The sequence below is a fragment of the Rhodocytophaga aerolata genome (genome assembly GCF_030503435.1).
GTDB lineage: Bacteria > Bacteroidota > Bacteroidia > Cytophagales > 172606-1 > Rhodocytophaga > Rhodocytophaga aerolata.
The window spans coordinates 1,043,625-1,056,458 of sequence record NZ_JAUKPO010000001.1 but is presented as its reverse complement, the minus strand read 5'-3'; the positions used below and the strand labels follow the sequence as shown (position 1 = coordinate 1,056,458).

General features: G+C 43.9%; 10 protein-coding genes. 4 read left to right on the top strand and 6 right to left on the bottom strand.

The genetic code is table 11. The features are described 5' to 3' along the window. Positions 1–70: 70 nt before the first annotated feature. The 5 genes from Q0590_RS04295 to Q0590_RS04275 form a co-directional block, all read right to left on the bottom strand. A complete protein-coding gene (locus Q0590_RS04295) occupies positions 71–1,717 on the bottom strand; it encodes a carboxylesterase/lipase family protein (protein ID WP_302036242.1) in 1,647 nt (548 codons plus the stop codon). A 292-nt stretch (positions 1,718–2,009) separates the two neighbouring features. After that, positions 2,010–2,891 carry an alpha/beta hydrolase gene (locus tag Q0590_RS04290; RefSeq protein WP_302036241.1) on the bottom strand — a complete coding sequence of 294 codons (882 nt, stop codon included), beginning with the start codon at positions 2,889–2,891 and terminating at the stop codon, positions 2,010–2,012. A 27-nt stretch (positions 2,892–2,918) separates the two neighbouring features. Continuing rightward, a complete protein-coding gene (locus tag Q0590_RS04285) occupies positions 2,919–4,055 on the bottom strand; it encodes an esterase (protein ID WP_302036240.1) in 1,137 nt (378 codons plus the stop codon). A 15-nt stretch (positions 4,056–4,070) separates the two neighbouring features. Further along, entirely contained in the window at positions 4,071–4,946 is an 876-nt protein-coding gene (locus Q0590_RS04280) for an alpha/beta hydrolase (protein ID WP_302036239.1), read from the bottom strand. 613 nt (positions 4,947–5,559) lie between these two features. Then, positions 5,560–7,197, bottom strand: coding sequence for a carboxylesterase/lipase family protein (locus Q0590_RS04275; protein WP_302036238.1), 1,638 nt, complete (start codon positions 7,195–7,197; stop codon positions 5,560–5,562). A 196-nt stretch (positions 7,198–7,393) separates the two neighbouring features. Between Q0590_RS04275 and Q0590_RS04270 the strand changes: the two genes are divergently transcribed. The 4 genes from Q0590_RS04270 (at position 7,394) to Q0590_RS04255 (ending at position 10,190) form a co-directional block, all read left to right on the top strand. After that, on the top strand, positions 7,394–8,167 hold the full coding sequence (locus Q0590_RS04270) for an NUDIX hydrolase (protein ID WP_302036237.1): 774 nt from the start codon (positions 7,394–7,396) through the stop codon (positions 8,165–8,167). Between the two features lie 179 nt (positions 8,168–8,346). Further along, a complete protein-coding gene (locus Q0590_RS04265; RefSeq protein ID WP_302036236.1) occupies positions 8,347–8,751 on the top strand; it encodes a hypothetical protein in 405 nt (134 codons plus the stop codon). 119 nt (positions 8,752–8,870) lie between these two features. Further along, positions 8,871–9,635, top strand: coding sequence for a Stf0 family sulfotransferase (locus tag Q0590_RS04260; RefSeq protein ID WP_302036235.1), 765 nt, complete (start codon positions 8,871–8,873; stop codon positions 9,633–9,635). A 153-nt stretch (positions 9,636–9,788) separates the two neighbouring features. Continuing rightward, the gene (locus Q0590_RS04255; RefSeq protein ID WP_302036234.1) at positions 9,789–10,190 is read left to right on the top strand and encodes a DUF1801 domain-containing protein; all 402 of its coding nucleotides are present in this window, start codon (positions 9,789–9,791) and stop codon (positions 10,188–10,190) included. 72 nt (positions 10,191–10,262) lie between these two features. On the opposite strand, the gene Q0590_RS04250 is transcribed toward Q0590_RS04255, so the two are convergent. Continuing rightward, positions 10,263–12,701: a TonB-dependent receptor gene (locus tag Q0590_RS04250; protein WP_302036233.1), complete on the bottom strand. Its 2,439-nt coding sequence runs from the start codon at positions 12,699–12,701 to the stop codon at positions 10,263–10,265. Between the last annotated feature and the right edge of the window lie 133 nt (positions 12,702–12,834).

Here is a 12,834-nt window from a genome sequence, read left to right as displayed (position 1 = left end):
GTTGGGTAGAAAATGTAAAATGAACTCACCTCTAGTTGCCTACTGATGAGTTCTTTTACTGGTTAATATGCTATAATTTGTTTCCGGAAGCTACCTGCAGCAACTCCTGATCGTGGTGACTTTTCACCTGGCACTGGGTATCGAATATCATGTTGGCACCATTCTGAGCCGTATACTTTGGCCATGCGGGTAAGCCTTTATGATTCGGATCGCCGGTTTTGGCAAAGTTGATCCAGGCTATACTCATGTTGGCAGCCAGGGCATGTGCTTCTTTTCCGCCTCCTGTCATTTCTTCGCAACGGGCAATGTTGTCAAACACAAACGGAAGTTCCATGCAGTGTATCGATTTGTACATACCATCCATTACCGGGGATGCCCAGGTGAACAAATACATATACACTGGCGCCGCCCCTGGTACAGCAGACTTTTCATTGGCTTGCTTGATAGCTAGGGACCGGAAGTTGATATCAATATTGGCGTAGTCGGTAGGAGCAGTGGTTTCCGGATAGGCCTTTTTTACAGCTGCTACATACGCATCGGTATTGTTGCCATATCTTTTTTGCAGGTCTGTTTTGGCTGCATCCATGGTAGCTAAATTCCGTACAGCCGGATTGAATGGACCAAATTCTGTTTTAGTAGAACCTACCAGCAGCGGTATGTTTTTAGAAAGCTCTATTGCTGCAGGTTCCGTAGGCTGATAAGGCAGAAAACTTCCATCCAGAACAGGTCCCCAGCTTAATCCAAAGCCTCCTACTGGTTTGCCTTGTGCTTTTAAATCATCCTGCACTTTCCGCATGGCTTTTTTGCCGGCAGCCGCTAGGCGTTCATAAGATATGTTTTGCAGGGAATCAATTTGAGAAGGTTGTAATTTCAACTCTTCCAGCAAGGCGGCACTTACTTGTTTGGCTAAAGAAGCTTCGGTAAAGTTAGTAATATAACTGCCGCTTTGCACAATGGCTTTATGGAATAATCCTTTGGCAGATGGAGCATTCATCAGCGACGTTACTTTGCCGCCGCCCCCAGACTGACCGAAAATGGTTACATTCGCAGGGTCTCCGCCAAAATTAGCAATATTTGCTTTTACCCATTCCAGGGAGGCTACCAGATCCATCAAACCGGCATTGGCAGACGATTTGTATTTATCTCCATAAGCAGATAGATCCAGAAAACCCAGTATGTTCAGGCGGTGGTTTACTGTAACCATTACTACATCTCCTCTTTTTGCCAGATTTTCTCCATCATAGGAAGGTAATTCCACAGAGGAGCCTCCTGTAAATCCACCACCATGGAACCATACCATTACGGGGCGTTTTTTGCCATCATTCACCTTTTGTGTCCATACATTCAGGGTCAGGCAATTTTCATTGGTATAACCCCAGTTGTGCTGAAAAGGAAACTCTATTTCATCATATACAGTGGTGGTAGGGTCTGTTGGGGAGACCGGGCCATAGGTCATTGAACTGCGGATGCCTTCCCAGGTGTCTGGTTTGGAGGGTGCCATAAACCGCTCTGCTTTGCCATAAGGAATGCCTTTAAAGGTATGCGTACCATTGTGAATGTAGCCGCGTACCTTACCATAGTTTGTTTGGACAACGGCTATATCCTTACCAGCCATAATAGGAGTTGTGGAAGCCGCAGATGGGGTTTTGCTTTGGCTCCATACCAGTGCAGGCAGGAGTAGCAGGAGTAGAGATAAAAGGGACAGTTTATGAGTCATAAATGGGTTTGGGTTAAGGTTTAGTGTTATTTAGGCTCTTTGAATAGTATTAGTTCTGTTAAGCAATTTTTTCCTATTTAATTGATGGATATTCAAATATTTAAATTCTGTTCTTATCGATACTGTCTTTTACTTTTTTGTCATTGCCACAAAAAAGTAACAAAAAAGGTCTAGAAAAAATAATGCTTCCACGCACAGTGCCCACGCTTACCCCGCTATTTTTTCGGGTCCACGCTCAAGGATTTTTTTAATTTGACAGTTTAGTGAAAAGCACATGTGAGAATTACTCAGGCTATTGAATAGCTACTCCATTTGCCTTTAGTATTTTGTGAAAGAACAGGACCTGGTAGGGGAGGGCATTTTCCCAGTATTCCCAGGTATGCGCTCCCGGCCGTTCAATGTAATCATGCGGTACCTGGCTGGCTACTAGTTTTTGATGCAGGTCCCGGTTCGTATCAATCAGAAAGTCGTCTACGCCACAATCAAAAATTAGCTTCAAGCCACTCGTTTTAAATTCGTTTACCCGGCCAACGGCGGTGTATTCCGGATAAGGGTTAGTGGCATCTTGTGGAGGCCCTAATAATTTGGCAAAGTTTTCAGCACGTAACTTTGCAAAATCGGCCGGTACTTTCCAGGTGGCCGTGTTAATGTTCATGACGCCACTCATGCTTCCGGCAGCACAGTACAGTTCCGGATGGCGGGTAGAGATATACATCGCCCCGTGGCCACCCATGGATAAGCCGGCAATTACCCGTCCGTTACGCTCTTTAATGGTCTTATAAGTAGCCTCTATTTTCTCTATCAGTTCTTTGGAAATAAAGGTTTCGTACTGGCTCGTTTTATCCAGTGGACTATCAAAATAATAACTGGTAGGCCCGCCATCTGGCGTTACAATCAGGATGTTGTATTGATCTGCCAGCCGGTGTAGTAATTGTTTGTCGGGAGTTTTGCTAAGCCAGTCGCGGTAACTGCCGGTGCCCCCATGCAGCAGATATAATACCGGAAAAGGCTTTTTTGCTTTCTTATAGCTATCTGGTATAATTACCGCTGCCCGGATGTTTTTCTGCATAGCGGTACTGGCTATATCCAGGGTATCTACTTTGGCAGCAAGCGAACAAAGGTTTGTAGTCAGGCTAAGAAAGGCGAAAAAAATAAGTTTAGGGAACAGGTTCATAGCAGAATGTAAAATAGTTAAAAAGGCTTACCGGAATAACAAAGGAGCAAATGTATACAAGTTGTCCCGCCAGGCCAGGAATGTATGACCACCAGGCACCTCAATATATTTGTATTTGATGCCATATTTATCGAAAAGGGCCATCGTATTCTTGTTGTTCTGGTAAGCTATGTCCTTCTCGCCACCCATAGCAATCCAGAACAGTTTCCACTGATTTATTTTCGGATTTTTCAGCACACTGGTGTATTTTTTCTCCAGTTCTTCTAAAACCGGGGGAAAGTAACCAGTACTTAAAGGCAGTACATAACTGAATTTATCTGGGTTGAACAAGGCAATATTCATTGTTTGGATACCACCCATCGATAAACCAGCCAGTGCCCGGTGCTCCCGCTTGGCAGATACCCGGTAGTTCTTTTCTACATAGGGAATAATATCAGACAGAAAATCTTTGGCAAAAGGGTCTTGATCTGGTCCGGCACCCATCGCAGGTCCTTTGCCAGGCACATGTCCGGCAGGCATAACTACTATCATGGGTTTCATTTTGCCTTCTGCCAGTAAATTATCCAGAATAAAATTAGCCCTGCCTACCGTAGTCCAGGAAGCATCGTTATCCCCTCCGCCATGTAAGAGATACAGCACTGGCAAAGCTTCTTTCAGTTGGTCATACCCTGGAGGGGTATAAATATGCATCCGGCGGGTATCGCTTAAAGAAGAAGAGTAATACCACACCGATTCTACCCTGCCATGCGGTACGTTTTTAACTGCCAGATAAGCTGTTTCCTTGCCGGGCACTTCCACAATATTGGATATGCCATTCTGACTTTCTTTGAACTTCGCATTTTTCGGGTCAAAGGTTTTTACACCATCCACATTAAGGTCGTAGGTATATACATTAGGAGCTAGCGGGCCTAAGGTATGCGTCCATACACCTTTTTCATCCTTTACCAGTTTTACTGGTGTATATGTGGGTAGCAGATCGCCCATAAGCGTAACTTCACTGGCTTTGGGTGCATAGATGCTGATAGTTAGCCGGTTATCCGGCAGTATTCTCGGAGAAACCAGGGTGTCATTTGGTGTAGGTGTACGTCCGGGAAATTGCTGTGCCTGTGCTATACTTCCGGACAGCAAGGTGGCTAAAAGAGCAAAGAGATATCTGTTCAGCATTATTTCTATTATACATTAAGGAATAACTACGCTGTTTGATTTCAAGATTTTGTTGAAAAACAACACATGGTAGGGCAGGGAGTTTTCCCAGTAATCCCAAGTATGGCCACCCGGACGTTCCGTATAGTCGTGCGTTACTTTATTATACACCAGCCGACGATGCAGTTCCCGGTTTGGCTCAATCAGAAAATCATCTACCCCACAATCAATAATCAGCTTCACATCGTTGGCTTTTATCTGATCGGCCATGTTTACTACAGAGTGAGCGGCATACTGATCGGGCTTGCCACCTTGTGGTCCTAAAATGCGCTCAAATCCTGGCTTGATTCGTTCAGCGAATTCTGGGTCTATCCGCCAGTTGGCCGGATTTAAATCCAGGGCGCCACTCATGCTGCCAGCGGCGCAGAAAAGGTCCGGGTTGCGGGTGGCCAGATACAAAGCCCCATGCCCGCCCATACTCAATCCGGTAATTACCCGTCCATTGCGGCTGCGGATGGTGCGGTAGGTATCATCAATTTTGGTAATTACCTCTTTCGTAATATAGGTCTCAAACAGGTTATCTTTTTGAAAGGGGCTATCTAAATAGCCTCCCAGTTTTTCTCCTTCTGGCGTTACAATAATGAGGTTATATTGATCTGCCAGTTTGTGTAGCAGTTGTTTGTCCGGGGTTTGTTTAAGCCAGTCGCTGAACTGTCCGCCTCCACCATGCAACAGGTATAATACAGGGTAGGTACCTTTACTTTTTGCATAGGAATCTGGCAGTACTATGGCCGCCCGGTAATTCTTTTTCATGGCGGTGCTGGGAATATTCAAGGTATCTACTCTGGCAGCAAAGGAAGAAATGGTGGAGCTTAACAAGGTAACTAGAAAAACAGTATAGAAGAACTTCATAGGGAAATTAATAGGATTAATGAATTGAATGAAGGTAAACCTGCCAGGTAGCTAGCCGGGCAGGTTTACACAGTTAAAAAAGTGTTTACCAGTTTATAGAGCTAATTGTATTTTTTTTAAAAGAGTAGTGCATGAGCATGTAAAGCGGACTATGGACCTAACTCTATATTGTCTCTTCATTTAAATTAGGCCTAAAAGATTAAACTTAGCCCTTATTGATAGCTTCTCTTACTTTCTTTATTAACAATGTGTTTTATTTTTAAAGGAGTTAATGAATCTTCGATGTGCCATTGCTGCAAAGAAAGGGGCAAAGCGCATGCTTTGAGCCAGCCTGTGCCATGCAAATCAACATCTAGAAAAAACAATGCTTCCCCGCTCACGCCCAACACAAAGCCCGCTGTTTTTTCAAGCCTGCGCTCATGGAATAATTTGTTTTATCAAAAGTGACAAAGTAGAGCTAACTAGTTCAACAGAAGTAACTCTTATAGTGCCAACGTATCATTTCTCTTAACATCGAACTGCCAGATTTTACTAGGATGTATAACCTACTTCTACTGACTTCCTCGTTCAATAATAGGTATTCCTTAGTCAATACTCATTATTCAATGGCTCCCTATTTTCCGGCTGTTTGTTCGAGGAACTGGTAGCGGGCGCGGGTCTGGTCAGGTTTAGCCTGGCTGGTTACATCAATCTGCATTACCTGTACCTCATTTCCTTTAATAGCAGGCCATTGCGGCAGGCCAGAACCATTCGGATTACCAGTTTTGATGAAGTTAGCAAAGTAGGCTTGCATGGTTTCCGATACTTTATAGTCTTCTGGAGTCCAGGCGTATACTTTGTTGTAGGGCAAATTTCCCATGGCATATTCAATTTCCGCTGAGTGTACAGCACCCCGGGCAGGAGGCATTTTAATAGCATTGGCATCAGACCCTTTTACTACCCCGCCAGCCAGTCCAGGAGCTGCATCACCCATTTCGGCTGTCATGGCCGGACGGGGACGGGTATAATAATAGCGGTATGTTGGTTTGTTGCTGTTTTTGCTGTGTACATCTACCCATTTCCAGGTGCTGTAACCAATAAACCGGTCGCCAGCCAGATCCGTAGCGGCTTGCATAACTTCTTCTTCAGTGGAGGCAGGGTATAGTTTTAACACTTCCTGCGCTTTATCACCATATAATTCTTGTACTGCTGCGGTATAATTCTCTTTCGTGGGTGCTTCTTTTCCTAAAATAGACTGGGCTCCCATTTCCTCTGAGTTCCAACCGGCCAGTAAGGGTACTTTTGCTTGTTCGCCAGCTGCAAAAATTTCGGCAGGAGATTTCAGGAAGAAATAGCCATCTACAATGGGCCAGAACCAGGGAATACCAGGCTTAGCTGTAGCTTCCAGCAGTTGTTCGGCAGGCATTGCCCGTAAATCGGCGAGTGACTTGGCTTCTACCGCTTTAGCAAAGTTTACACCCATTTCTTCGCCTTGCTTTAGGGAAGGCATAGGCTGTAAAGAGATCATAGAACCACTTTCGCCAATGGCCCCGGCAATCAGATTTTTAGACAGCGGAGAGGCCATCTGGGCGCTTACACTCATGGAACCGGCAGATTCCCCGGCAATAGTTACTTTCTTCGGATCACCACCGAAGGCGGCAATGTTCTGTTGCACCCATTTTAAGGCAGCCGCCTGATCGAGTAACCCATAATTACCAGAAGCATTCTTACCTGATTCTTTGGTGAGTTCCGGGTGGGCCAAAAATCCGAATAAGCCCAGGCGGTAGTTTACGGTAAGGGCTACAATGCCTTTCTGTGCCATGCTTTCCCCGTCGTACCGGCTTTCAGACCCATCGCCGGCTACAAATCCGCCGCCATAAAAATAGACCAATACTGGCAATTTCTCATTGGCCGACCTGGCAGGTGTCCATACATTCAGGTACAGGCAATCTTCACTCATGCCATTAGAGCGGAAACCCATATCACCAAAGATAGCCCGTTGCATGGCTCTGGGACCAAACTTATCGGCTTTGCGTACTCCTTGCCAATTCTTGGCTGGCTGCGGCTCTTTCCAGCGTAAGTCACCTACCGGAGGCTGGGCAAAAGGCACGCCTTTAAAAGAAACTACGCCACTTTTTTCAGCAGTTCCTTCCAGCATTCCATTCGCTGTTTTTACTTGCTTCATCCCTGTGGCAGCATTGTTTTTAGATTGAGCTTCTGCTGTAGATGAAAGTAAGGTAGCCATAAAAAGCAGAAAAATAAGCGTTTTCATAAAGTAATTAATAGGTTTAGGATACTAGTCTTTGTATATTATTTAATAAATCAACTATATTTTAGTAAAATAAAATGTCATTGTCGCACAGTGGAACAATAATATCGATTAATTCTTGAATAAGCAAATTTAATGTTGCATTTTGCGACAATAGTATTTCATATACCCCTAAGTGCAGCTACAAATGTTGGAAAGGATGCGTAAACAAACCACTCCCGATAATCAATTGCAGGTGGATCACCCCGATGGGTCAGGTTATCTACCTGGCCTGGCCATTGATATGGTTATTTTTGGTTTTCATGAAAAGCAGTTGAAGGTATTATTGCTGGAATACCAGAATACGAATCTGCTTGGGTTACCGGCCGGCTTTATTAAGGAGAAAGAAAATTTAAATGAGGCAGCTAAACGGGCGTTGACTCACCGGACCGGCCTGCACAATATTTACCTGGAGCAGTATTATGTATTTGGCGATTATTCCCGTTTTGACCCGGAGCCCCTCCGGAAGATTCTGAAGAGCAAAGGGATGAATCCGGGAGATGATCACTGGTTACTCAAAAGATTTGTTTCGGTAGGCTTTTATGCACTCGTTGATTTTACAAAAGCCGTACCCAGTCCCGACCTGCTCTCCGAACGCTGTGACTGGTACGACCTAGCCAATTTACCCCCCCTCATGCTGGACCACCAGGCCATGATAGAAAAAGCCCTGGAAACACTCCGGGCTAACCTGGACCGGAAACTGATCGGGTTTAATTTGTTGCCGGAAACATTCACTATGGGCGATTTACAGAGTTTGTATGAAACCATATTGGGCGAAAAGCTGAACCGGACTAGTTTTCAGCGCAAAATACTAAGCCTGGATATTCTGGAACGACTGGAAAAAAAATGGACTGGTGGTGCGCACAAAGCCCCTTATCTCTACCGTTTCCGGCAAAGCAGAGAAGTAGCTGTGCCAGAAAAAAGCTTCCTATAACAGTTTCCTTAAATTAAGTTGGTTGATGAACCTCCAAACCTGTTAGGTTTTCAAAACCTAACAGGTTTGGAGACGAAGGAGGCTTTGCTCACTAGTCAGGGATTTTCTATATTACTAAAGCAATTACTTTAATGAGTAGTTGTGTATGTTTGGATGTTGGGCGTCAGCCATAAAATAAAATGATGACCAAGAAGAGATCAATATTTTTAATATTAGCATTGATTACACTCGGGATATATGGGCTAAACATATATAGAGTTCGGAATACACCGTTGGATTGTAAAGTTGAAACAATCTATTTAGACAATATGAATGATCTGGCATCAGAAAAGAGTATAAAATTTGAGACAAAAGGATCAATTACAGGAATTGAGATATGGGCTGATGGAGAAATTCATGGAACAGGCATATTAACAATTGGATATAATGACTCTACAGCATATAGGGCGATTAAATTAGATTCAGGAAGAGTAGATATAAAACATAAGAGCGATTGGTATTCGGATATTTGTTATATAAGCTTTACGCCAACATCAAAAACAAAAGGACAGATTGAAATTAGTTGTAATTTTATAGGCGATTAAACCCCGAACCCACAACATCAAACATGACCGGTCAACAGCCTGCTCCACCACAGAGCCTACGCATGGAGCCACGCCGCCGGGTGGCTTTAGTAGATTACCTATAATAAACAAGCACAAAGATGAAACCGAGGATTTGCTATACGGTTTGGTTTAGTCAACGTAACAGAAGTACCCTTCTTTGTGAGGGATTAACAGCTACCGGGATAGCAGGCAAACCCGCAGAGCTGTTGGAATTACCGCCAGCTACCTCATTGCTCGACTTTTATCAGGTTAATGATTACGCAGCGCTACAAGCTAAACTTTGGCAGCAGAGAATGACTGAAAATGGCGTGTTTGGCATGAAGGCCAACGCGCCCAGAAAGGAAAGTGATCCAATTATTGGCCAGTTAGCCAAACTATCCGGTCTCAAGGTAGCGGCTCCTACCCCGTATGCTGTATGGGAAAACGCCTTTCCAAACGGCAAGCATATTTTTCTTACTCGTAGAAATAAAATCAGGCAGGCAGTTTCGTGGTGGAAAGCTATTGTTACCGGGCAGTGGCATTTAGAAAAGGGAGGCGAGAGAAAAGTAGACAGCCAGGTTATAAGCCAACACTATAATTTTGAAGCAATAAAGCATTTGCTGTTAGAAATTAGCCTGCGGGAAAGTAAAATTCAAGCCTTTTTAGAAGAAGGAAATATCGTACCTCTCACAGTAGTATATGAGGATTTTGTTAAGCAATACCAACAGAGTATACGGAGTGTAATTGATTTCTTAGGCATTACTGATACACAGTATCCTATTAAAGAGCCTCACTATGAAAGGCTTGCTGATGAACTTTCCGATCAATGGGTAGAAAGATTCCGGATTCAACTGCAAAAGGATTGGAAAAATGTAATTTGGTGAGTAAAGCAGCAGGTAACAACAAATACATCCTACACTATGGAATAGTAGAGCAAACCCAAGCTTGAAGCAAACATATGCGTGGGGGCACGTTCATAGCTGCTGAACGATCCTATATAAGTATTTTACTATTTCAAACAATTACTAATCCTGGTTATGCTGAAACAAACAAGTAATTTAAATGAAGAAGTGACCCGGTTTGTAGATGGCCTTGACCATCCATTACAAAAGGAGATAACGCAACTCCGGCAAGCTATTTTGAATGCAAATACCGGACTAACCGAGAACATTAAGTGGAATGGGCCGAATTACTGTTTCCATGGGGAAGATAGGATAACCATGCGAATACAGCCACCCAAACAAATTCAGCTTATTTTCCATCGGGGAGCTAAGGTTCTGGAACAACCTAACGAGAAGTTAGTTAATGACCGTTCCGGACTCTTAACATGGAAAACCAATGACCGGGCTATTGCTGCTTTTAAGAACATGGAGCAAATTCTTGCAAGCAAACAGGCACTATCTACACTTATAAATGATTGGGTAGTAGCCGCCAGGTAACATTTTGGTAATTACTACAACAAACAATCCCGGCAGGTAACCGGGATTGTTTGGTATAAAGTATGTAGAAAGTTAATTATTGCCACCGGCCCGGTTTAGTTCTTCCAGGTTGGAATTGCGGTTTTTCATCTCAAAAGAAGCTCCTTTGGTGAAGCGGTACCGCAGGCTTAACCGTACACTCTGAGAACCAAAATACTGGTTAAACTCATTGATGTTGCCATTGTAATTAGCTGCGCCTATCACTCTGCGGGTTTTGAAGATATCGGTCACATTCAGGGCTACCTCCACTTTGTCTTTCATATAAGAACGTTTTACGCCGGCATCTACCCACCACATGGGGGAAATCTTATACAAGCCGTAGGCTACCGGGCCCTGGTATCCGGCATTAATCTCCATCAATACATTTTTAGGCAGTTTAATATTCTGGGTAGACTGAGCATAGTAAAAAAGCTGCTCATTGCGCAGGGTTTGTCCCTGTTGTACTACACTGAAATCCTGGTAAGCCACGGTCAGGTTGTTATTCATTTCCCAGTTCTTAGTGATTTTAAAAGGCATGACTAAGTTGGCATTCAGGTTTTTAAATTTTTCTACATTGCTTTGCTGGAAAATGGTTTTTTTGGTTTCTATAAACTGCTCCGGAATCTCGGCTATAAAATCGGTAGTGAGGGCATAACCCACTGTCAGAATATAACTGGATTTCAGCGTCTGGGTTACCTCAAAGGAGTTGGTATAGGCTGGCCGCAAATTGGGGTTGCCTTGCGCATAGGTATAAGGGTCTAGGTAGAACACAAAAGGGTTCATGCTTTCGTAATCCGGGCGGCTGATCCGGCGGCTGTAGTTATAGGAAATCTGGTAGTTTTTGGAGATTTTATGCAACAGGAACACGCTCGGGAACAGGTTGAGGTAGTTACGGGTAAAGGTGGTATTCGTGGTTTTTAAATTACCTTTGCCTACCGTTTTTTCGGCCCGTAAGCCACTCTGCAAGCTCCATTTTTCGCTCAGCTTGGTATTGAAGTTGGCATAGGCTGCATAAATATTTTCCTCATAAATGAAATGGCTGGTCCGGCTGATATCCGGGATACGGGCAGTTTCGGTATCGGTAAAGAACATCAGGTTGTTGTCCGAGATCACATGGCTTGCTTTCGCACCCAGTTCCAGCTTGGTATCTTTCGTAAAGGGTTTGGTAAAATCGGTTTTCACAGAAAGAATGTTATAATTACTGGGATTATCGCTGCTTAACAGGTCCAGTCTGGGGGGGAAATCACCATTGACTTGCTCATATTGATTAATAAACCTGGAATCAGTCCGGTCACTGATCATCACATAGTCTACATCGGCAGAAAGGGTAGTACCGGCTGTATCCAGTTTCCCTAAATAATGTACATTAAAACTGCGGTTGGAAAAAGGGCCTTGCATGAGGTTGGTTGCCGTAATCAGCGAATCTTGAGCCGGGTTACCGTTACTTTGGAATGTAACGTTTGCAAATTCCCCGTCAAACCTCTGGTAATACAGGTTGGCTGTAGCGCCTATGCTATGTTTATCGGTAATATCAAAATCGGTACCCAGGCGGATAGAGGGCGCTACCCGCATATCTTCTTGCCGGCCAGTCATCAGGAAGCGGGTAGAAATTCCGGGCTCGTTGAACTCACGGGTAAATACAGCATCGCGGTAGAAAGGACGACGGGAAAGATCTACTGTAACAAATGAACTCGACTTTCCTTTTTTGTAATTAATAGTGGCACCACCAGAATAACCCGCCATGCCATTGTACTGGCTGCTCACATTAATGCTTCCATTTAAGCCAGTCATGGTGTTTTTCTTTAAGTTGATATTCAGAATACCGGCTGTGCCTTCTGCATCGTATTTGGCCGAGGGATTGGTAATGATCTCAATATCTTTCAGGTTTTCGGCAGACATGCCCTGAAGAAAGGTCTGTAGTTCTTTGCCAGACAAAAAGGTAAGCTTGCCGTCTATCATAATGCGGATGCCTCCTTTGCCGTTTAGCTGAATATTGCCATCCTGGTCTATAAATACACCTGGCGATTTGGCTAATACTTCATAGGCTGTATTTCCGGCTGCTAAGGCTGTACCTTCCACACTTACCACCAGCTTATCGGCATGGCTGACAACCGTAGGCCGCAACGATTGTACGGTTACTTCATTGAGCACTTTGGTGTCTTGTTTCAACGTAATTTTGCCAAAGTCTTTAGAAAAACCAGGGCTATCTACTTCCAGAGGCAGGTTTACTTCGGTAAAACCAATTACACTTACGCGGAGTGTATACTTGCCGGAGGCAGGTGTTTTCAGTTCAAATTTGCCGGCATCATCCGATACACCGCCGGTAACTAATTTGGCGTCGGCGGCTTGCAGAATGGCAACCGTAGCATAACTTAATGCTGCGCCTTTATCGTCTATTACGATTCCCGAAAGCTTTCCTGCCTCCTGACTAAACCCTGCTCCAGCCGATAGGATACATAAAAAAAGGAAAACAATTCGATAACTATTTTTCATGGATACGTAGGTTAAAATACTAATGTGATGAATTAAAAGGTATTCTAGGTGATTGGTTTACTGTGTTTCTAAAAGCGCATACAGGTTGTATTTTCCAAAAAAAACGTATCTCTAAAGAAGTATTTTAGCCTGT